Genomic DNA, 20,158 nt, shown 5'->3' with positions numbered 1-20,158 from the left:
CTCAATTGTCCAGGAAGCTGCGCAGCTTGCGGCTGCGGCTCGGGTGCTTGAGCTTGCGCAGCGCCTTGGCTTCGATCTGGCGGATGCGCTCGCGCGTCACGTTGAACTGCTGCCCGACCTCTTCCAGCGTGTGGTCGGTGTTCATGCCGATGCCGAAGCGCATGCGCAGCACGCGTTCCTCGCGCGGCGTCAGGCTGGACAGCACCCGCGTGGTGGCTTCGCGCAGGTTCGACTGGATCGCGGCGTCCAGCGGGATGATGGCGTTCTTGTCCTCGATGAAGTCGCCGAGGTGGCTGTCCTCCTCGTCGCCGATCGGCGTCTCGAGGCTGATCGGCTCCTTCGCGATCTTCAGCACCTTCCGGACTTTCTCGAGTGGCATGCCGAGCTTCTCGGCCAGTTCCTCGGGCGTCGGTTCGCGGCCGATCTCGTGCAGCATCTGGCGGCTGGTGCGGACCAGCTTGTTGATGGTCTCGATCATGTGGACCGGGATGCGGATGGTCCGCGCCTGGTCGGCGATGGAGCGCGTGATGGCCTGGCGGATCCACCAGGTGGCATAGGTCGAGAACTTGTAGCCGCGGCGGTATTCGAACTTATCGACCGCCTTCATCAGGCCGATATTGCCTTCCTGGATCAGGTCCAGGAACTGCAGGCCGCGATTGGTGTATTTCTTGGCGATGGAGATGACGAGGCGGAGGTTGGCCTCGATCATCTCCTTCTTCGCCTGGGTCATGTCGCGTTCGCCGCGCGACACGGTGGCATAGACGCGCTTGAAGTCCGGCACCGGCAGGCCGGTATCGGCGGCCACCTTGGCGATCTCCGCGCGGATCGCTTCCGCATCGTCCTTGGACCGCGCGACGAAGGCCTTCCAGCCCTTGCCCGGCAGCTTGGAGATCCGGTCGAACCAGGCGGGATCGAGTTCGCTGCCGCGCCACTGCTCGATGAACTCGTCGCGCTTGACCTTCTGCGCCTCCGCCAGGCGCAGGACCTGGCCTTCCAGCATGGTCTGGCGGCGGTTCAGGCCCTTGAGCTGATCGACCAGCTCCTCGATCCGGTTGTTGTGGAGGTGGACCTTCTCCACCAGCGCCACCAGCTCCTGGCGCTGCTTCTCATAGGTCTTCTCGCTGCGCGCGGACTGCTCGCCGCCGGAGGTATAGGCGTCCATCCGCTTGGAGGTGAGCTTGTTGAGCTTGCTGTAGGCGGCCTCGATCTCCTCGAAGGCCTTCAGCGCTTCCGGCTTCAGCTTTTCCTCGAGCGCGGAGAGGGAGAGGCCCACGCCTTCCGCGGCCTCGTCGCCTTCCTCGTATTCCTCCTCCGGCGGCGGCGTGCCTTCGGGGGTATTGGCGCCGGCAGTGGCTTCCAGGTCGATGACGTCGCGCAGCAGCATGCGGCCATTGTTGACGGCGTCATGCCAGGCGACGATGGCCTTGAAGGTCAGCGGGCTTTCGCACAGCCCGCCGATCATCATGTCGCGGCCGGCCTCGATCCGCTTGGCGATGGCGATCTCGCCCTCGCGCGACAGCAGCTCGACCGAGCCCATCTCCCGGAGGTACATGCGGACCGGGTCGTCGGTGCGGCCGAGATTGGCCTCATCGACGTTGCCGCCGCCTTCCTCATCGTCCTTCTCGTCGTCATCGGCCTTGGCGACGGGCTTGTCGGCGGAAGCCTCGCCGTCCTCGCTCTCCTCGCTCTCCACCACGTTGATGCCGATCTCGCTCAGCATCGCCATGGTGTCCTCGATCATCTCGGAGGAAACCTGTTCGGAGGGCAGCGCGGCGTTCAGCTCGTCATAGGTGACGTAGCCGCGTTCCTTGCCGCGGGCGACCAGCTTCTTGACCGCGGCGGTCAGGGTATCGAGCAGCACGCCCTCAACCGCCTCGTCACGGCCTTCTGCCGTTTCGGCGCCACCTGCGACCTTGCTCGCCATGCCTTCATCCGCTCCGTCAACGGCGCAACGACAGGCCGCGGGGTCTTGCCCGTGGCACGCGGAAGCGCGTTAAGACCTTCACCGTCAATGCCCACCGCCGATGGCCGCGTCGCCCGCGGCCCCGGCCCCATCCGATTCCGTCCACTCGCCGCGGCGCAGCGCGGCCAGGGTCAGTGTCAGCCGGATCAGGCGCTGCTGCGCCCGGGCCTGCGCCGCCGGATCGTGCGCCGCGTCCCAGTCGCGCTTCGCCGCCATCCGGTCTTCCTCCAGCTCCGCCTCGCCCCGCAGCAACCCGAAGAAGTGCCACCAGGCGTCCAGCGCTTCCTTCGGCTGGGCGTCGGCGCCGGCTTCCGCCGGCAGGCCCGGATCCCGCAGCAAGGCCGATACCAATTCCCCCCACCCGTCCCGGGCGAGTTGGTCCATCAGGCCGATGGAGTCAAGTTCATGGCCGCCCGCCAGCCAGCGGAGGGCGCAGGCGCGGCAATCCGCCAGCTGAGCGTCGCCCAGGTCGAGCCCGGCGAAGACCTCCTCCACCTCCGGCAGCAACCAGGGATGGCGGAGCGTGATGGCCATCAGGGCCCGGGCCTGGGCCACCCGGACGCGGCCGGGGGTGATGGCGGGGCGCAGCCGCGGGGCCACGACCTTGCGCGCCCCGGGCCGCCCGGGGGCACCGCCGAAGGCGGGCTTCTGCGGCCGGGTGCTTTCGAAGAAGCGGTCGAGCAGGGCGCGGCGGTATTCGGCGGCCAGCGACTTGTCGGCGATGAGGTTCGCGGCCTCCGCCAGGCGGTTGCGCAGGCTGGCCTTCTGCTCCGGCGTCGCGGCGGGGCGGCCTTCCGTCAGCAGGCCATAGAGCGCCTCCGACAGGGGCCTCGCGCCATCCAGCACCGCCTGGAAGCCCGCATTGCCCCGGCGGGAGACGAGGGTGTCCGGATCCTCCCCGGCCGGGAGGGTGGCGAGGCGCAGGCTGCGTTCGGTGGCCAGCAGGGGCAGGGCTGCCTCCGCCGCCCGCGCCGCCGCCCGCGCGCCCGCGCCGTCGCCATCGAAGCAGAGGACGGGTTCGGGGCTGAGGCGCCACAGCTCCTCCATCTGTTCGGGCGTGAGCGCGGTGCCGAGCGGCGCCACGGCGCCGCCGAAGCCGGCCTGGTGGAGCGCGATGACGTCCATGTAGCCCTCCACCGCCACCACCGCCGCGCCGCGGAAGGCGGCTTCCCGCGCCATGTCCACGCCGTAGAGGTTGCGGCGCTTGGAGAAGACCGCGGTCTCCGGCCCGTTCACGTATTTCGGCTGGCCATCGCCCAGGATGCGCCCGCCGAAGGAGACGACGCGGCCACGCCGGTCCCGGATGGGGAAGATCACACGGTTGAAGTAAAGGTCCGAATAACCCTCCCCCCCTTCGCGTTCGCGGATCAGCCCGGCTTCCGCCAGTTGTTCGGGGGTGATGCCATCGGTCTTCAGGTCCGCGGCGATGGCGCCGCGGCCGCCGCCGGACCAGCCGAGGCCGAAGCGCGCGATCGTCTCCTCGCTCAGGCCCCGGCGGCGGAGATAGGCGAGGCCCTCCGCCCCCTCCGGCAGCCGCAGGCGGCGCTGGAAGGCCTGGGCGGCGGCTTCCAGCACGCCGTAGAGGTCCCGCGCCGCACGCTCCCGCGCCGCGGCTTCCGGCGTGGGCTTCGGAACCTCGAGCCCGGCTTCCTGCGCCAGGCGCTCCACCGCTTCCGGGAAGCCCTGGCCCTCCGCCTTCATGACGAAGGTGATGGCATCCCCATGCGCGCCACAGCCGAAGCAGTGGAAATGGTCGTCATAGACGTAGAAGGAGGGGGTCTTCTCCCCATGGAAGGGGCAGCAGCCCTTCCAGTTCCGGCCTGACTTGGTCAGCCGGGTCTTGCGCTGGATCAGCGGCGCCAGCGGGGTGCGGGCGCGCAACTCGTCCAGGAATTGCGGGGGCAGCGCCATGCCGGCCCCTTAGCATGCCGCGCGGGGCCGCAAGGAACGGCGTAGCGAATTCTTCAGGGGCCGGGGCGCAACAATGCCGCCGTGCAGCGCCCGCCCCCTTCCACCGCCACCCGGCCCGGCAGCAACTGGCGGGATGCGCTGGCCATCGACTACCACCCCGTCTCCCCGGCCGAGCTGGCGGAGGCGCTGGCCCTGCATCGCCGCCATCTGCGCGGGGAACGCGGCGGCAAGCGCGCCAGCTTCAAATTCGCCGATCTCGCCCATGTCGAGCTGCGCGGGGCGCCGCTGGCCGGCGCGGACCTGACGGGCGCGCGGCTGGAGGGCGCCGACCTGGCGGAGGCCGATCTCGGCGATGCCTGCCTGTTCGGCGCCAATCTCCGCCGCGCGGACCTGACGCGGGCGCGGCTGCAGAAGGCGGATCTGCGCGGGGCCTCGCTGCTCGGCGCGAAGCTGATGCGCGCCAACCTGACGGGCGCCGACCTGCGCGACGGGCACCTGGTCCGCAGCAAGGGGGGGGAGCTGGTGCCGGCCACCGCGACGGAGGGACGCGGGGAATTATCGGAAGCCTCCGCCGCCAATGCCAACCTGACCCGCGCCAAGCTCTCCAACGCCTTCATCGTGCAGACCGACCTGCGCGATTCCAACCTGCGGGAGGCGGTCTTCGTCCGCGCCGACCTCAGCCGCGCGGACCTCAGCGGCTGCAACCTGGAAGGGGCGGACCTGTCGGAGGCGAACCTCGAAGGCGCGGTGCTGGAGGGGGCGATCCTCAGCCGCGCCACCTTCCGGTCCACCAACCTCGCCGGCGCCAACCTGCTGGGCGCCCTGCTGGACGAGGTGGACCTCGGCTCCGCCATCCTGGACGGGGCGGAGATGACGCGGCGGCTGGAGAACCTGGCGGATGCGGTGAGCGAGGCCATCGCGCTGCACCAGACCTGGATCCGCAGCAATGGGCGGGAGGGACAGCGGGCGGATTTCTCGGCCTGCGACCTGGCGGGGGTGGACCTCTCCGGCGTGAACCTGGCGGCGGCGGTGCTGAAGCACGCGGTGATGCGCGGCTGCGACCTGACCGGCACGGTATTGGCCATGGCGGATCTGGCCATGGCCGATCTGCGCGGGGCGAAGATGCCGCGGGCCAATCTGCGGGGAGCGAGCCTGGTCCGCGCCTCCCTCAACGAGGCCGACCTGACGCGGGTGGAGGCCGGGCCGATGACCCTGAAGCACGGCCAGACCTGGCCCACCACCCTGACCAGCGCGCGGCTGGTGCGGGCGCGGCTGGTGGGGGCGGACCTGGCCGAGGCCCGGCTGGGCGATGCCGACCTGACCCAGGCCGACCTGCAGGAAGCCGCGCTGGCCGGCGCGGACCTGACCGATGCCACGCTGACCATGGCGGATCTGCGCCGCGCCGACCTGCGCGGCGCGGTGCTGGTGGGTGCGGAGGGCCTGGTATTGCCCGGCCGGGACGGCGGCTAGCCGCCCAGCTTCGCCTTCACCAGCGGGCCCGCCTTGGCCATGTCCAGCACCGCCCCGTGCTTCGCGCGCAGCACGGCCATGACCTTGCCCATCTCCTTGATGGAGGTCGCGCCGGATTCCGCGACGGCCTCGGCGACCGCGGCCTCCATCGCGGCGCCGTCCATCTGCTGGGGCAGGAAGGATTCGATCGTGGCGATCTCGAACTCCTCCTTCTCGGCCAACTCCGGGCGTCCGCCCTGCCGGTACATGGCGGCGCTTTCCGCGCGGGACTTCACCATGCCGCGCAGCATGGCGACGATCTGGTCATCCGGCACCTTGTCCACGCCCGACGGGCGGGCGGCGATGTCCACATCCTTCAGCTTGGCCGTGATCATGCGGATGGCGGAGGTCTTCGGCGCATCCTTGGCAATCATGGCGGCCTTCAGGGCCTCGGTGAAACGGCTGCGGAGATCGTCGGCCATGGGAAATCCTCCTTGATGGCGGGGCTGTAGCACGGGAGGGCGGTTGGGAAAAATCTTCCCAAGACCAGACTCGCCTTGCGACCGGAAGTTTTTTCCCACATATGCCCGGCATGCGCAGCGTCGATGACATCATCACCCTGCTGGGCGGCGCGGAAGCGGCGGCCCAGCGCCTCGGCATCGGGACGGAGGCCGTGCGCAAGTGGCGCCAGGCCCGCGCCATCCCGGCCAAGCACTGGCCCGCCATCCTGGGCGCCACGGGCCTGACCCTGGCCGACCTGCCCCAGAGTATATCCCCCCTTGGCGACACCGCCCCCCGCAAGCCCCGCATGGAGACCGCCCCGGTGACCGAGACGACCCCGACCGCCCCCGAAGGCGCGACTGCCGCCCTCGTCCTGGCCGATGGGTCCGTCTTCTGGGGCCGCGGCTTCGGCGCGCACAGCACGACCGTGGCGGAAATCTGCTTCAACACCTCCATGACCGGGTACCAGGAGGTGCTGACCGATCCCTCCTATGCCGGGCAGACCATCTGCTTCACCTTTCCCCATATCGGCAATGTTGGCGCGAACCCCGAGGATATCGAGGCGGTGACGCCCGCGGCGCGGGGCCTGATCGTCAAGCAGGACGTGACCGATCCCTCCAACTACCGCGCGACCCGGCACCTCGAGGACTGGCTGAAGTCGCATGGCGTGCCGGGCATCGCGGGCATCGACACCCGCGCGCTGACGGCCCGCATCCGCGATGGCGGCGCGCCGAATGGCGTGCTGGCCCACCCCGCGGATGGCGTCTTCGACATCCCCGCGCTGATCGCGCAGGCCAAGGACTGGCCGGGGCTGGAGGGGATGGATTTGGCGAAGCAGGTCTCGACGCGCCAGACCTATGGCTGGGACGAGGCCGAATGGGCCTGGGGCCAAGGCTACACCACCCAGACGGCGCCGAAGGTGAAGGTCGTGGCGGTGGATTACGGCGCCAAGCGCAACATCCTGCGCTGCCTGGCGGCCGCCGGCTGCGCGGTCACGGTCGTGCCCGCGACGGCGACGGCGGAGGATATCCTCAGCCACGCGCCGGATGGCGTGTTCCTTTCCAATGGCCCAGGCGACCCCGCCGCCACCGGCGAATACGCGGTGCCCGCGATCCGGGGCGTGCTGGAGAAGGGCGTGCCGGTGTTCGGGATCTGTTTGGGCCACCAGCTGCTGGCTCTGTCGCTCGGCGCCAAGACCTTCAAGCTGGATCGCGGCCATCGCGGCGCGAACCAGCCGGTGAAGGACCTGGTGACGGGCAGGGTCGAGATCACGTCGCAGAACCACGGCTTCGCGGTGGATGAGAAGACGCTGCCGGAGGGCGTGACGGTGACGCATCGGAGCCTCTTCGACGGGACGAATGAGGGCATCGCGAGCAGCAAGTACCCGGCCTTCTCCGTGCAGTACCATCCGGAGGCGTCCCCGGGCCCGACGGACAGCCACCATTTGTTCAGGCGCTTCGTGGGCATGATCGAGACGCGCAAGGCGGGCTGAGCATGGTGGAGCCCGGCGCCCTGCTGGCCTTCGCGGCGATCGCACTCGGCATGGTGCTGACGCCCGGGCCGAACATGATCTACCTGGTCAGCCGCACCATCCTGCAGGGGCGTGCGGCCGGCTTCGTCTCGCTGGCCGGAGTCGCGCTGGGCTTCGTCTTCTACCTGCTCTGCGCGGCGCTCGGCATCACGGCCATCGTGATGGCCGTTCCCTTCGCCTATGACGCGCTGCGCATCGCGGGCGCGGCCTACCTGCTGTGGCTGGCCTGGCAGGCCGTGCGCTCGCCCGGCACGCCATTCGCGCCGCGCGCGCTGGCCCATGACAGCCCCGCGCGGCTCTTCGCCATGGGCTTCCTCACCAATCTGCTGAACCCGAAGATCGCGGTGCTCTACCTGTCCCTGCTGCCGCAATTCATCGACCCGGCGGCGGGCCATGTCTTCCTGCAATCCGTGATGCTGGGCGCGACGCAGATCGCGGTCAGCGTCGCGGTGAATGCGGGGATCGTGATGGCGGCCGGGTCCGTTGCCGTGTTCCTCGGCACGCGGCCGAGCTGGCAGCGCCTGCAGCGCTGGCTGATGGCGACGGTCCTGGCGGGGCTGGCGGTGCGGCTGGCCTTCGACGGACGGCGCTGACATGCCCTCCGCCGACACGCTGCTCGTCTTCGCGCTGCTCTCGCTCGGCCTGGCGGTCACGCCGGGGCCGAACATGCTCTACCTCGTCTCGCGCTCCCTCGCGCAGGGGACGGGCGCGGGGATGGTGTCGCTGGCGGGGTGCCAGGCGGGGTCGCTGACCATCATGGTCTGCGCGGCGGCCGGCATCACGGCGGCGCTGCTGGCCATTCCCTATGCCTGGGACGTGCTGCGGCTGGGCGGCGCGGCCTATCTGCTGTTCCTGGCCTGGCAATGCGTGCGGCCGGGCGGGCAGCCGATCTTCGCCCCCAGGGCCATGCCGCGGGAGCCGGCGCCGCGGCTGTTCATGGTGGGCTTCGCGACGGCGGCGCTGAACCCGAAGGTGGCGCTGTTCTACATGGCGGTGCTGCCGCCCTTCCTCGATGCCGATCGCGGCAGCCTCTTCGTCCAGGCGGCGATCCTCGGCTTCGTGCAGATCGCGGTCTGCACGCTGTGGGATGCAGTGCTGGTCTGGGGTGCGGCGGGGACGGCGCGGTTCCTCTCCACCAAGCCGCTCTGGATGGCGGTGCAGCGCTGGGTGCTGGGCGGCGCGCTGGCGCTGCTGGCCGTGAAGCTCGCGGCGGAGAGCCGGGCATGATGGACATCGCCCTCGGGCTTTTCGCGCTGGCCTATTCGGGCCTGGTGCTCTTCACCGTCGCCTCCTCGTTGCGGCGCCTCTATCCGCCCGTGCGGTCCGCCGTGATGGCCTTCGTGCTGTCCGTGGTCGTGCATGGCGCCACCACGCTGATGGCCGGCGAACTCGCGAAAATCGCCTTCTTCTTCTGGGCCGTGCCGCACGCCCTGATCCTGCCGCTGCTGCTCTACAGCGCGCGGCGCCAAGCCAGATCGACCGGAGCCTGACATGCCGAAGCGCACCGACATCAAGTCCATCCTCATCATCGGCGCGGGCCCGATCGTCATCGGCCAGGCCTGCGAGTTCGACTATTCCGGCGCCCAGGCCTGCAAGGCGCTGCGGGCGGAGGGCTATCGCGTCATCCTGGTCAACTCCAACCCGGCCACGATCATGACCGATCCGGGCCTGGCGGATGCGACCTATATCGAGCCGATCACGCCCGAGATCGTCGAGAAGATCATCGCCAAGGAACGCCCCGATGCGCTGCTGCCGACCATGGGCGGGCAGACCGCGCTGAACACGGCGCTGAAGCTGGATGCCGCGGGCGTGCTGAAGCAGTATGGCTGCGAGCTGATCGGCGCCAAGGCCGACGTCATCGACAAGGCGGAGGACCGCCTTAAGTTCCGCGATGCCATGAGCAAGATCGGCATCGAGAGCCCGCGCAGCGCCATCGCGCATTCGATGGAGGAGGCGCGCGCGGGGCTGGAGGTGGTGGGCCTGCCCTGCGTCATCCGCCCCTCCTTCACGCTCGGCGGCACCGGCGGCGGCATCGCCTATAACCGGGAGGAGTTCGAGCAGATCGTCTCCGCCGGCCTCGCGGCCTCCATGACCACCGAAGTGCTGGTCGAAGAGAGCGTGCTGGGCTGGAAGGAGTATGAGATGGAAGTGGTCCGCGACAGCGCGGACAACTGCATCATCGTCTGCTCCATCGAGAACCTGGACCCGATGGGCGTCCATACCGGGGACAGCGTGACCATCGCGCCGGCGCTGACGCTGACGGACAAGGAATACCAGCGGATGCGCGATGCCAGCATCGCCTGCCTGCGGGAGATCGGCGTCGATACCGGTGGCTCCAACGTCCAGTTCGGCATCAACCCCGTCGATGGCCGCATGGTGGTCATCGAGATGAACCCGCGCGTGTCTCGCTCCTCCGCGCTGGCGTCGAAGGCGACGGGCTTTCCCATCGCCAAGGTCGCCGCCAAGCTCGCCGTCGGCTACACGCTGGACGAACTCGCCAACGACATCACGAAGGTCACGCCCGCATCCTTCGAGCCCACCATCGACTATGTCGTGGTGAAGATCCCCCGCTTCACCTTCGAGAAATTCCCGGGCACGCCGGCGACGCTGACGACCTCCATGAAGTCGGTCGGCGAAACCATGGCGATCGGCCGCAGCTTCGCCGAGGCGCTGCAGAAGGGCCTTCGCGGGCTGGAGACGGGGCTCTCCGGCCTCGATGAGATCGAGCTGCCGGGCGATGGCAGCCACGCCGCCATCCGCACCTCGCTGGCCACGCCGAAGCCCGACCGCGCGCTGGTCGTGGCGCAGGCGCTGCGCGCGGGGATGAGCGTGGAGGAGATCCACGAGGCGTGCCGCTTCGACCCCTGGTTCATCCGCGAGATCGCCCGGATCGTGGACGCCGAGAATGTCGTGAAGGCGCAGGGGCTGCCGAAAACGGCGCAGGAGTTCCGCGCGCTGAAGGCGCTGGGCTTCAGCGACAAGCGCCTGGCCAAGCTGGCGGGCACGACGGAAGCGGCGGTGTTCGCGGCGCGCGACGCGCTCGGCGTGCATGCCGTCTTCAAGCGCATCGATACCTGCGCGGCGGAGTTCGCCTCCGATACCCCCTACATGTATTCGACCTATGAGGGCGGCTTCGGCACGCCGGATTGCGAAAGCAGGCCGACGACGCGCCAGAAGGTGATCATCCTGGGCGGTGGCCCGAACCGGATCGGCCAGGGCATCGAGTTCGACTATTGCTGCGTCCATGCCTGCTACGCGCTGCGCGATGCCGGCTACGAGACCATCATGGTCAACTGCAACCCGGAGACGGTCAGCACGGACTACGACACCAGCGACCGCCTGTATTTCGAGCCACTGACCGGCGAGGACGTCATCGCCATCATCCGGAAGGAGCAGGAGCAGGGCGAACTGCTGGGCTGCATCGTGCAGTATGGCGGGCAGACCCCGCTCAAGCTCTCCCAGGCGCTGCACAAGGCGGGGATTCCGATCCTGGGAACCTCCGCGGAGGCGATCGACATCGCGGAGGATCGCGAGCGCTTCCAGCTTCTGCTCAAGCAGCTCGGCCTGAAGCAGCCGCAGAACGGCATCGCGCGCGACCTGGATGAGGCGATCGTCGAGGCGGAGCGCATCGGCTACCCGGTGGTGGTGCGCCCGTCCTATGTGCTGGGCGGCCGCGCGATGGAGATCGCCTACAACAAGGAACAGCTGCGCCGCTTCGGCGCGGAGGCCGTGAAGGTTTCCGGCGAGAACCCGATCCTGATCGACCAGTACCTGGTCGATGCGATCGAGGTCGATGTGGACTGCATCTGCGACGAGGTGGGCGAGGTCTATGTCGCCGGCGTCATGGAACACATCGAGGAAGCCGGCATTCATTCCGGCGACAGCGCCTGCTCCCTCCCCCCCTATTCCCTGCCGCCCGCCATCGTCACGGAGCTGAAGGCGGAGACGGAGGCGATGGCCAAGGCCCTCAAGGTCAAGGGCCTGATGAACGTCCAGTACGCCGTGAAGGATGGCGAGATCTTCGTCCTCGAGGTCAATCCCCGCGCCAGCCGCACCGTGCCCTTCGTGGCGAAGGCGACGGGCGTGGCGGTGGCCAAGATCGGCGCGCTGGTCATGGCGGGCGCGCGGCTGAAGGCCTTCGGGCTGGATGACACGGCCGTCTCCCGCCATGTCGCGGTGAAGGAAGCGGTCTTCCCCTTCAACCGCTTCCCCAATGTGGACGTGATCCTGGGCCCGGAGATGAAGTCCACGGGCGAGGTGATGGGCCTCGACCTCAGCTTCGAACGCGCCTTCCTGAAGTCCCAGCTCGGCGCCGGCGTGAAGCTGCCGGAAGCCGGCACGGCCTTCCTTTCGGTCAAGGACAGCGACAAGGCGGGTGCCGTGACGCTGGCGCGGCGCCTGACGGAGATGGGCTTCAAGGTGATGGCGACGCGCGGCACCGCGGCCCGGCTGCGGGACGTCGGAATCGAGTGCTCCGTGGTCAACAAGGTGGCGGAAGGCCGCCCGCATTGCGTGGATGCCATGAAGTCCGACGCCATCCAGCTGGTGATCAACACCGCGAGTGGCGGGCAATCCGTGGCCGACAGCTTCGACATCCGCCGCAGCGCGCTGACGCATGGGATCCCGCACTACACCACGCTGGCGGGCGCCCGGGCCGCGGTGCACGCCATCGCGGCGCTGAAGGGCGGAACCCTTGATGTGGCGCCCCTCCAGTCCTACTTTGCGGGCTCATTCTGAGCGGGCGGGGTGGGGGCGGAAGCCTCCACCCCGTTTGCCTGTTCCAGCCCCGGCCAGAACATGCTTGCATGGTGCCGGCCCGTCCTGTCGGGCCCGGCACCGCTGGCGGGATCGGTGCCGGGCCGGGCAGGACCCGCCGGTCTGTCACCGCTTTCCGTTGCCTGGAGGATAGACGCGACGTGCAGAAGTTCCCCATGACCGCCGAAGGTCTCGCCCGGCTGGAGGAGGAACTCCGTCAGCTCAAGGCCGAGGAACGCCCCGCCGTGATCCGCGCGATCGCGGAGGCTCGCGCGCATGGCGACCTGTCCGAGAATGCGGAGTACCACGCGGCGCGCGAGAAGCAGTCCTTCATCGAGGGCCGCATCGCCGAGCTCGAATCCGTCATCCCTTCCGCGGAGGTCATCGACACCTCCAAGCTCACCGGCAACCAGGTGCGCTTCGGCGCGCATGTGACGGTGGTGGATGAGGAGACGGAGGACGAGAAGACCTACCGCATCGTCGGCCAGCATGAGGCCGACATGAAGAAGGGCTCCATCTCCATCTCCTCGCCGCTCGCCAAGGCGCTGATCGGCAAGAAGGTCGGCGACAGCGTCGAAGTCCCGGCGCCGGGCGGCGCGCGGGTCTATGAGATCGCGGGCGTCCGCTTCGTCTGATAAGGCCTGACCATGTCGCCTGTCCGCGCGCTCGCCCCGGTGATGGAAAGCTCCACCGCCCCCTCCATCACGCTGGCCGATGTGCGCGCGGCGGCGGCGCGGATCGCGGGCGCCGTGATCCGCACGCCGACCATCCGCTGCGACGCGCTGTCGCGGGCGACGGGGGCGACGATCCACCTGAAGCTCGACAATCTGCAGGCGACCGGCGCCTTCAAGGAACGGGGCGCGGCCAACCGCATCGCCCTGCTGACGGCGCGGGAGAAGGCGGCTGGCGTCATCGCCATGTCCGCCGGCAACCATGCCCAGGCAGTGGCGCGCCACGCGTCCCTCGCCGGCATCAACGCGACCATCGTGATGCCGCGCTTCACCCCCGCCACCAAGGTGACGCGGACGGAAGGCTGGGGCGCCCGGGTGGTGCTGCAGGGGGAGACGCTGGCGGAAGCGGCGGCCCATGCGCATGAACTCGCGCTGCGGGATGGCCTGACCTTCGTCCACCCCTATGACGACCCCGGCGTCATCGCCGGCCAGGGCACCGCGGCGCTTGAGATGCTGGAGGACTTTCCCCAGCTGGACAGCCTGGCCATCCCGGTCGGCGGTGGTGGCCTGCTGGCGGGCTGCGCCACCGCGGCGCTGGAATTGAAGCCCGGCATCAAGGTCTTCGGCGTGGAGGTCGAGGGCTATCCCGCCATGGCGCAGCGCCTGGCGGGCGAGCCCGTGGCCGTGGGCGGGCCGACCGTGGCCGAGGGCATCGCGGTGCGCGATGTGGGCGAAGTGCCCTACGCCATGCTGAAGCGCCTGGGCACGGAAGTGCTGGTGGTGCCGGAACGCGCGGTGGAACAGGCGATCGCCATGCTGGCGGAGGGCGCCAAGCTGGTGGCGGAGGGTGCCGGCGCCGCGGGCCTCGCCGCCGTGCTGGCCTATCCCGAGCGCTTCGCGGGCAAGGCCGTCGGCATTCCCGTCTGCGGCGGCAACATCGATGCGCGGGCGCTGTCCAACGTGCTGCTGCGCCAGCTGCTGCGGGATGGCCGCATCCTGCGCCTGCATTTCGACATCCCCGACCGCCCCGGCATGCTGGCCGATATCGCGGCGCGCATCTCCGCCCTCGGCGGCAACGTGATCGAGGTGAACCACCAGCAGCTCTTCGGCGCGCCGACGGTGCAATCGACGGAGCTGTACCTGATGGTGGAGGTGCGCGACGGCGCGCAGGGCAACGCCATCATCGCGGCGCTGCAGGCGGCGTCCTACGTGGTGCGGCGGGGCTGATCGCCATGCGGGGGCACTGCACCTGCCGCCGCATCCGCTACGAGGTCACGTCGAGGCCCCTCTTCGTCCATGCCTGCCATTGCCGCTGGTGCCAGCGGGAAACGGGTTCGGCCTTCGCCATCAACGCGATGATCGAGACCGACCGCATCCGCCTGGTGGCGGAGGCGCCGGAGCTGGTGGACACGCCGTCGGCCAGCGGCCGCGGCCAGAAGATTCTGCGCTGCCCCACCTGCCGCGTCGCGGTCTGGAGCCATTATCCCGGCGCTGGCCCGCGCTTCGCCTTCCTCCGCGTCGGCACGCTGGAGGACCCGGATTCCTGGCCGCCCGACATCCACATCTTCACCAGTTCGAAGCAGCCCTGGGTGGTGCTGCCGCACGGCGTGCCGGCGGTGCCGGAGTATTACGACCGCGAGGAACTCTGGCCGGCGGAAAGCCTGGCGCGGCGGCAGGCGGTGCTCAGCGCGGCCGCCTTCAACGGGGATTGACCCGCGACTCCCAGGAAGGCGGCGTGTAGCCCGACAGCACGCGGCATTCGCCGGCGTAGCGCGCGCGCAGCGCCTCGCAGCGCCCGCGCACCTCCCCCGGCGTGGGGCGGCGCCGAGTCTCCGCCCAGTCGGCCAGCGCGGCCAGCGCGGCGGGGTAGAGCGCGGCGGAGAGCTTGTTGTGCTCCCCGTCATCGACAAAGACCTGCGCCAGCAGATGCGCGGTGCCCGCGGCCTCCAGCGTCGCGCGATAGGCGGCCTCGTGCTCCACGAAGACGGTGCTGTCGGCGATGCCGTGGAGCGTCAGGACGGGGATGGCGATGGCCCCGGTGGGGTCGCCATCGGCGGCGAGCCGGGCACGGGCATCGGGATCGGCCGCGATGCGCGGCACGCGGGCGTTGAAGGCGGCATCGTCGCTGGTGCCGCTGTAGCGCACCCCCGCATTCCCGAAGGCGCTGCGGCCTTCCATCATCCGCCAGGCGATATCGGCGAAGACCGTGGTTGCCCACATCAGGTGCCCGGGAATCGCCCATTCGGTGATGCGGCTCGCGGCGGAGAGGTCGGCCATCGCCTGGCGCTGCGCCGGTGTGCGCGCTTCCGGCGCCAGATCGGCGCCGGTGCAGGCGAGGTAGCGGTCCATCAGCGCCTCCCGCGTCATCGCCTGGCCCTGGGGCAGGCCGAGCGTCACGGGGTATTGCGGCTCCTCCGGCCTTGGATGCGTGCCGCAGACCGCCTGGAAGGCGGCGCGGAGATCGACCCGCATGTCATAGGCCCGCGTCGGCCCGGCCAGGACGGCGGAGGTGAGCAGCGCGGCCTGCCAGGGGCGGCGCCCCTCCCCATCCGGCTCGTTCAGTGTCTCGATCGCCTTGGCCGCGACCGCCCCGCCCCAGGACTGGCCATGCAGCACGCTGAGGCGCGGGCGGCCGAAGGCGGCTTCGGCGGCACGGGTCGCGGCCAGCGTGTCCTCGCCGGCCCGGCGGATGCCGAAGCCTTCCCGGCGGCGGCTGGAGGAAGCCCAGGCCCAGCCCTCGGCCAGGAATTCCTGGTAGCGGATCAGGTCCTCGTCCGTCGTCTCCCGCGCCGGCGGCGCCATGCGGGGCCCGCCGAAGATGTGGGTGACGAGGCCGCCATGCCAGTTGGCCGGGCGCGCCAGCAGCAGCCAGGCGCCGTTGCCGTCCTGGCCCCGCAGGCAGGTGGTACCGGCGGGCAGGCCGGGGGGGCAATCGGCCGGCGCGACCTCCGCCCGCGCCGCCGCGGGCAGCAGCAGCGCAAGCGCCAGCGACGCACGGCGCAGCCAGCTCACCCCGCGGTGCCTTCCCGGTCGATCGGCACGCCCGTCTGGTCCTTGGCGGTGTGGATGGTCTGCAGCGTCTGCACGCGCAGCACATTGGGCGCGCCGGTCAGGCGGGCGGTCAGCTGGTTCTCATGCGCCGTGTCGCGGGCGACCAAGCGCAGCATGAAGTCGCCGCCGCCGCGGATCATGTGGCATTCTCGCACTTCCGGCCATTCGCAGACCATCGCCTCGAAGGCGGCGAGCACGGCCTGCTTCTGCGTCTCCAGCCCCACCAGGGCGAAGAAGGTGATCTCCCACCCCAGCACATGGGGGTCTAGGTCCGCATGGTAGCCGCGGATCACGCCCTGTTCCTCCAGCCGCCGCACGCGGCGCAGGCAGGGCGGCGCGGAGAGGCCGACGCGGCGCGCCAGTTCCACATTGGTCATCCGGCCATCGCCTTGCAGCTCCGCCAGGATGTGGCGGTCCACCTGGTCGATGTCCTGGGCAGCGGCGTCCGTCATGGCGCGGTGAAATGTCCCGGTCAGCGTTATGCGCGCAATATCCTTGCGTTGAACCATGTCTGCAAGATGGCCGGACGGGGGGAGGTTGAGCATTCCGCCGCGGGCGCCGATATCCCTGCCCGAAGACCCCGACCGCAACGGATTCCCCGCCCGTGTCCCAGACCATCACGACCCGCCTGCTGATCCTCGGTGCCGGCCCCGCCGGCTACACCGCCGCGATCTACGCCGCCCGCGCGGGGCTGCAGCCGCTGGTCGTGGCCGGCATGCAGCCGGGCGGGCAGCTGACCATCACCACCGATGTCGAGAATTTTCCTGGCTTTGCCGGCCCGATCCAGGGGCCCTGGCTGATGGAGCAGATGCAGGCGCAGGCGCTGCATGTCGGCGCGCGGATCGAGCAGGACGTCATCACCGCCGTCGATCTCTCCCGCCGCCCCTTCCGCTGCACGGGCGACAGCGGCGTGACCTATGTGGCGGAGGCGCTGGTGATCGCGACGGGGGCGCAGGCCCGCTGGCTCGGCATCCCCGGGGAGAAGGAGCTGTCGGGCTTCGGCGTCTCCGCCTGCGCCACCTGCGACGGCTTCTTCTACCGGGGCAAGGACGTGGCGGTGGTCGGCGGCGGCAACTCCGCGACGGAGGAGGCGCTCTACCTCTCGAACCTGGCGCGGCACGTCACGCTGATCCACCGGCGCGACTCGCTGCGCAGCGAGAAGATCCTGCAGCAGCGCCTCTTCGCCAAGGCGAACATCACCTGCCTCTGGGACACGGCGGTGGAAAGCGTGCTGGCCGACCCCTCCGGCCGTGTGCCGGTGGCGCGCGGCGTGGCGCTCAGGAACCTGAAGACCGGGGAGCGGTCGGAACTGGCCGTGCACGGGCTGTTCGTGGCGATCGGGCATGATCCGGCGACGGCGCTGTTCAAGGGCCAGCTCGGCATGGACGGGGACGGCTATATCGTGACGAAGCCCGGCACGACCCAGACCAGCATCGCCGGCGTCTTCGCCGCCGGCGATGTGCAGGACCGGATTTATCGCCAGGCGGTGACGGCGGCCGGCACGGGCTGCATGGCGGCGCTGGAGGCGGAGAAGTTCCTGGCCCATGTGCCGGCCGATGCGCCGGCCCTGGCCGCCTGGGATTGAGGCTGCGCGGCTCCTCCTGAAGGGGCCATGGAAAAAACCTGTCGCCGATGTCAGGCAAAGCCTACTCAAGCGCCATCATTGCATGGCAGCCTGCGCGCCGAATCGAGAGCTGGGAGAGCGCGCGGGCATGCCGCTGGACTGGGACAAGCTGCGGGTCTTCCACGCCGTCGCCGAGGCCGGGTCCTTCACCCATGCCGGGGAGACGCTGAACCTTTCCCAATCCGCCGTCTCGCGCCAGATCCAGGCGCTGGAGGAGGCGCTGCAGGTTCCGCTGTTCCACCGCCATGCGCGCGGCCTGATCCTGACCGAGCAGGGGGAGACGCTGAACCGCGCCGTGCGCGAGGTCTTCGCCAAGCTGGCGATGACCGAAGCGCTGCTGACGGAAAGCCGGGAAAGACCGACCGGGCGGCTCAAGGTCACCACCACGACGGGCTTCGGCAGCGTGTGGCTGGCGCCGCGGCTCCGCCGCTTCATGGCCATGCACCCCGACGTGACGCTGACGGTGCTGCTGGACGACGCGGACCTCGACCTCGCGATGCGGGAGGCCGACGTTGCAATCCGCATGCATCCGCCGCGGCAGCCGGACCTGATCCAGCGGAACCTCGGCACCTTCGGCTGGCGGGTCTGCGGCGCGCCGGACTACCTGAAGACGGCCGGGATGCCGCAGCGGGCCGAGGACCTCGATGCCCATCGCATGATCGTCTATGGCGACTACCGCCCGCCGGTGGAGAGCGTGAACTGGCTGAGCGAGGCGGGGCGCCGGCCAGGCTCCTCACGCCGCGCGGTGCTGGAGATGAACTCCCTGCCCGGCATCCTGGCCGCGGTGCGCAGCGGCCTCGGCCTCGCCGCCCTGCCCGACTACATGGGGGAGGAGCTGGACGGGCTGGTGCAGGTGCTGCCGGAGCTGAAGGCGCCGCGGATCGAGGCGTATTTCGTCTATCCGGAGGAGCTGCGGCACTCCAAGCGGGTCGCGGTGTTCCGCGACTTCCTGGTGGCGGAGCTCGCCGCCCCCTCGCGGATCAACGGCGCGGCCTGATCGTCGGCATGATCGTACGCCGGGCCGTGGGGGGATGCCTGCGGCGATGTTCCGCGGGCTGAGAAAACTCGCCAGTATTTTTCCGTTCGCGCAGGCCTCCCGCTTACCCATGCGTCACGCGCATGTCGGCTACCGCCAATTCACCAATCCTCCATGCCGCAGCGCAGCACTATGTTCTGGGTGTGCCGGCGGCGACGCTGGCTCAGGGTCACTCGGGACACTCTCCCGAACCCCTTCGTCTCCCAGACGTGAAGCCTCCCTGTTTGACTAGGCCGCCGCCCCCACGGGCAGGCGGCCTTCTTTTTTTCGCGCGGCTGCACGGCCGGAACCGCGGCTTCGCCCGGGTCGCGCAACGCCACGGGCGCGGTGCCGGCGAGGCCGCGGCCTTGCCACGCCTGGCGCGGGGTTGTTGCATGGCGGCGCGGCGGCACCGTGATCGCCGCCAATCCTCGAGGAAGCGCCCATGACCCCGCCCGATCGCCTGCGCGCCCTGCTGGCCCGGCCCGATTTCGTCACCATGCCCGCGGTCTGGGACGGCATTTCCGCGCGCCTGGCCTCCGAAGCCGGGTTCGAGACCGCCTTCCTCTCCGGCTCCTGCGTCGCGGCCAGCCGGCTCGGCGGGCCGGACCTCGACCTGATCTCCTTCGGTGAGATGTTCGACAGCTTCACCATGGTGCGCAACGCCGCGCCGAAGACGCTGATCCTGGCCGATGGCGACCATGGCTACGGCAACGCCATGAACGTGCAGCGCACGGTCGCCGCCTATGGCCGCGCCGGCGCCGCCGCCGTGCTGATCGAGGACAAGGTGACGCCGCGCGCGCTGACCGCCGCCGGCAAGCCCTGCATCCCGCGGGAGGAGGCGCGCATGAAGATCCGCGCCGCCGTCCAGGCCGCGAAGGAAAGCGGCATCCTGATCTGCGCCCGCACGGATTGCCGCCCCACCCGGGGGATCGACGAGGCGGTGGCGCGGATCGAGATGTATGTGGAGGAAGGCGCCGACATCCTCTTCCTCGACAGCCCGGCGGATGAGGCCGAGATCCGCCGCGCGGTGGAAGCCTCGAAGGGCCGGCCGCATTTCGCGGTGCTCTCGCCCGGCGGCAACCGCATCATCCCGGACCGCAGCCTGGCGGAGCAGCTGGGCCTCAAGATCGGCACCTACCCGACCGCCATGCTCTCCCCCGCCATCGCCGGCATCCAGTCCGGCCTGGCGGCGCTGCGGGCCGGCAAGGCGGCGAGCGACCTGGCGCTGCCGCCGGCGGTGCACAACGCGACGCTGGGCTACGGCACCTATGACGAGGCCGCGAAGCCCTTCATCGTTCCGGCATAGGGTCCAGCAGCGGCAGCGCCGGGGCCAGGCCCTGGCGCCGCCGGGGCCGGCCGCGGCGCGCGGCGGCGGCACGCAGCCGCAGCAATTCGTCGAGCATCCGGTCCATGGTGCGCCACAGCGGTTCGTCGCCCCGACGTTCGGCCATCACCAGGCGATGCGCGGCCAGCGTCACGTTCAGCGTGCCCCGCGTCGTCTCCGGCCGGGGGGAGCGCATCTGCACCAGCGCCTTCTCCACCTCCTCCACCGGCACGCCGAAGCGGGCGGCGATGGCGTCCGGCTCCATCCCCTGGCGGCGCAGCGACCGGGCGCGGGTGGCGGCGGCGGGGTCCAGCGCGATGGGCGGCCGCAACGCCGCGGTGCGGCGCGACATCTCCCCCG

18 protein-coding genes are annotated in these 20,158 nt (G+C 70.3%); 12 read left to right on the top strand and 6 right to left on the bottom strand.

Going from position 1 to position 20,158, the window contains the following annotated elements; genetic code table 11:
* Window position 1: 1 nt before the first annotated feature.
* Complete coding sequence (gene rpoD, locus JJI54_RS11030) at window positions 2-1,924, bottom strand: RNA polymerase sigma factor RpoD (protein ID WP_203073041.1); 1,923 nt, start codon at window positions 1,922-1,924, stop codon at window positions 2-4.
* An 84-nt stretch (window positions 1,925-2,008) separates the two neighbouring features.
* On the bottom strand, window positions 2,009-3,874 hold the full coding sequence (dnaG, locus tag JJI54_RS11025; RefSeq protein WP_203073040.1) for a DNA primase: 1,866 nt from the start codon (window positions 3,872-3,874) through the stop codon (window positions 2,009-2,011).
* 81 nt (window positions 3,875-3,955) lie between these two features.
* Here dnaG and JJI54_RS11020 point away from each other — a divergent pair, with 81 nt between their 5' ends.
* Window positions 3,956-5,344 (top strand): pentapeptide repeat-containing protein, encoded by a 1,389-nt coding sequence (locus JJI54_RS11020; protein ID WP_203073039.1) that lies wholly within the window; start codon window positions 3,956-3,958, stop codon window positions 5,342-5,344.
* On the opposite strand, the gene JJI54_RS11015 is transcribed toward JJI54_RS11020, so the two are convergent.
* A complete protein-coding gene (locus JJI54_RS11015) occupies window positions 5,341-5,805 on the bottom strand; it encodes a GatB/YqeY domain-containing protein (protein ID WP_203073038.1) in 465 nt (154 codons plus the stop codon). The two genes, JJI54_RS11020 and JJI54_RS11015, sit on opposite strands and share 4 nt — an antisense overlap.
* Before the next feature lie 110 nt (window positions 5,806-5,915).
* Between JJI54_RS11015 and carA the strand changes: the two genes are divergently transcribed.
* From carA to JJI54_RS10975, 8 genes are all read left to right on the top strand, one after another.
* On the top strand, window positions 5,916-7,316 hold the full coding sequence (gene carA, locus JJI54_RS11010) for a glutamine-hydrolyzing carbamoyl-phosphate synthase small subunit (RefSeq protein ID WP_404817617.1): 1,401 nt from the start codon (window positions 5,916-5,918) through the stop codon (window positions 7,314-7,316).
* 2 nt (window positions 7,317-7,318) lie between these two features.
* Entirely contained in the window at window positions 7,319-7,948 is a 630-nt protein-coding gene (locus JJI54_RS11005; RefSeq protein WP_203073036.1) for a LysE family translocator, read from the top strand.
* 1 nt (window position 7,949) lies between these two features.
* Window positions 7,950-8,582 (top strand): LysE family translocator, encoded by a 633-nt coding sequence (locus JJI54_RS11000; RefSeq protein ID WP_203073035.1) that lies wholly within the window; start codon window positions 7,950-7,952, stop codon window positions 8,580-8,582.
* Window positions 8,579-8,845: a hypothetical protein gene (locus JJI54_RS10995; protein ID WP_164696754.1), complete on the top strand. Its 267-nt coding sequence runs from the start codon at window positions 8,579-8,581 to the stop codon at window positions 8,843-8,845. The genes JJI54_RS11000 and JJI54_RS10995 overlap by 4 nt, the downstream gene beginning before the upstream one ends.
* A gap of 1 nt (window position 8,846) precedes the next feature.
* On the top strand, window positions 8,847-12,092 hold the full coding sequence (gene carB, locus JJI54_RS10990; protein WP_203073034.1) for a carbamoyl-phosphate synthase large subunit: 3,246 nt from the start codon (window positions 8,847-8,849) through the stop codon (window positions 12,090-12,092).
* A 179-nt stretch (window positions 12,093-12,271) separates the two neighbouring features.
* A complete protein-coding gene (greA, locus tag JJI54_RS10985; protein ID WP_203073033.1) occupies window positions 12,272-12,745 on the top strand; it encodes a transcription elongation factor GreA in 474 nt (157 codons plus the stop codon).
* A gap of 12 nt (window positions 12,746-12,757) precedes the next feature.
* Entirely contained in the window at window positions 12,758-14,008 is a 1,251-nt protein-coding gene (locus JJI54_RS10980) for a threonine ammonia-lyase (RefSeq protein WP_226381668.1), read from the top strand.
* A gap of 5 nt (window positions 14,009-14,013) precedes the next feature.
* Window positions 14,014-14,493 carry a GFA family protein gene (locus JJI54_RS10975; protein WP_203073032.1) on the top strand — a complete coding sequence of 160 codons (480 nt, stop codon included), beginning with the start codon at window positions 14,014-14,016 and terminating at the stop codon, window positions 14,491-14,493.
* On the opposite strand, the gene JJI54_RS10970 is transcribed toward JJI54_RS10975, so the two are convergent.
* Both JJI54_RS10970 and JJI54_RS10965 read right to left on the bottom strand, forming a co-directional pair.
* Window positions 14,480-15,793 carry a hypothetical protein gene (locus JJI54_RS10970; protein WP_203073031.1) on the bottom strand — a complete coding sequence of 438 codons (1,314 nt, stop codon included), beginning with the start codon at window positions 15,791-15,793 and terminating at the stop codon, window positions 14,480-14,482. The two genes, JJI54_RS10975 and JJI54_RS10970, sit on opposite strands and share 14 nt — an antisense overlap.
* On the bottom strand, window positions 15,790-16,284 hold the full coding sequence (locus JJI54_RS10965) for an Lrp/AsnC family transcriptional regulator (protein ID WP_203073030.1): 495 nt from the start codon (window positions 16,282-16,284) through the stop codon (window positions 15,790-15,792). Before JJI54_RS10965 ends, JJI54_RS10970 begins: the two co-directional genes overlap by 4 nt.
* A gap of 152 nt (window positions 16,285-16,436) precedes the next feature.
* On the opposite strand from JJI54_RS10965, the gene trxB reads away from it, so the two are divergent.
* The 3 genes from trxB to JJI54_RS10950 all read left to right on the top strand — a co-directional run bounded on the left by trxB (window position 16,437) and on the right by JJI54_RS10950 (window position 19,780).
* The gene (trxB, locus tag JJI54_RS10960; RefSeq protein ID WP_203073029.1) at window positions 16,437-17,417 is read left to right on the top strand and encodes a thioredoxin-disulfide reductase; all 981 of its coding nucleotides are present in this window, start codon (window positions 16,437-16,439) and stop codon (window positions 17,415-17,417) included.
* A gap of 127 nt (window positions 17,418-17,544) precedes the next feature.
* Window positions 17,545-18,453 (top strand): LysR family transcriptional regulator, encoded by a 909-nt coding sequence (locus JJI54_RS10955; RefSeq protein WP_203073028.1) that lies wholly within the window; start codon window positions 17,545-17,547, stop codon window positions 18,451-18,453.
* Window positions 18,454-18,916: 463 nt separating this feature from the next.
* Window positions 18,917-19,780, top strand: a complete 864-nt coding sequence (locus JJI54_RS10950; protein ID WP_203073027.1) for an isocitrate lyase/PEP mutase family protein — start codon at window positions 18,917-18,919, stop codon at window positions 19,778-19,780.
* Here the strand turns inward: JJI54_RS10950 and JJI54_RS10945 are convergent.
* Window positions 19,764-20,150, bottom strand: coding sequence for a hypothetical protein (locus JJI54_RS10945; protein ID WP_203073026.1), 387 nt, complete (start codon window positions 20,148-20,150; stop codon window positions 19,764-19,766). The two genes, JJI54_RS10950 and JJI54_RS10945, sit on opposite strands and share 17 nt — an antisense overlap.
* Between the last annotated feature and the right edge of the window lie 8 nt (window positions 20,151-20,158).

The organism is Falsiroseomonas ponticola, assembly GCF_016805305.1.
Lineage (GTDB): Bacteria > Pseudomonadota > Alphaproteobacteria > Acetobacterales > Acetobacteraceae > Falsiroseomonas > Falsiroseomonas ponticola.
This window is presented reverse-complemented; position numbering and strand designations above follow the sequence as displayed.

Bases quoted from the DNA above. Each gene is read 5' to 3' on its own strand.
- JJI54_RS10995 (WP_164696754.1), top strand. From the start codon at position 8,579: ATGATGGACATCGCCCTCGGGCTTTTCGCGCTGGCCTATTCGGGCCTG.
- dnaG (WP_203073040.1), bottom strand. From the start codon at position 3,874: ATGGCGCTGCCCCCGCAATTCCTGGACGAGTTGCGCGCCCGCACCCCG.
- JJI54_RS11005 (WP_203073036.1), top strand. From the start codon at position 7,319: ATGGTGGAGCCCGGCGCCCTGCTGGCCTTCGCGGCGATCGCACTCGGC.
- JJI54_RS10980 (WP_226381668.1), top strand. From the start codon at position 12,758: ATGTCGCCTGTCCGCGCGCTCGCCCCGGTGATGGAAAGCTCCACCGCC.
- carB (WP_203073034.1), top strand. From the start codon at position 8,847: ATGCCGAAGCGCACCGACATCAAGTCCATCCTCATCATCGGCGCGGGC.
- JJI54_RS10950 (WP_203073027.1), top strand. From the start codon at position 18,917: ATGACCCCGCCCGATCGCCTGCGCGCCCTGCTGGCCCGGCCCGATTTC.
- rpoD (WP_203073041.1), bottom strand. From the start codon at position 1,924: ATGGCGAGCAAGGTCGCAGGTGGCGCCGAAACGGCAGAAGGCCGTGAC.
- JJI54_RS10945 (WP_203073026.1), bottom strand. From the start codon at position 20,150: ATGTCGCGCCGCACCGCGGCGTTGCGGCCGCCCATCGCGCTGGACCCC.
- JJI54_RS11015 (WP_203073038.1), bottom strand. From the start codon at position 5,805: ATGGCCGACGATCTCCGCAGCCGTTTCACCGAGGCCCTGAAGGCCGCC.
- JJI54_RS11000 (WP_203073035.1), top strand. From the start codon at position 7,950: ATGCCCTCCGCCGACACGCTGCTCGTCTTCGCGCTGCTCTCGCTCGGC.
- JJI54_RS10955 (WP_203073028.1), top strand. From the start codon at position 17,545: ATGCCGCTGGACTGGGACAAGCTGCGGGTCTTCCACGCCGTCGCCGAG.
- JJI54_RS10975 (WP_203073032.1), top strand. From the start codon at position 14,014: ATGCGGGGGCACTGCACCTGCCGCCGCATCCGCTACGAGGTCACGTCG.
- JJI54_RS10965 (WP_203073030.1), bottom strand. From the start codon at position 16,284: ATGACGGACGCCGCTGCCCAGGACATCGACCAGGTGGACCGCCACATC.
- carA (WP_404817617.1), top strand. From the start codon at position 5,916: ATGCGCAGCGTCGATGACATCATCACCCTGCTGGGCGGCGCGGAAGCG.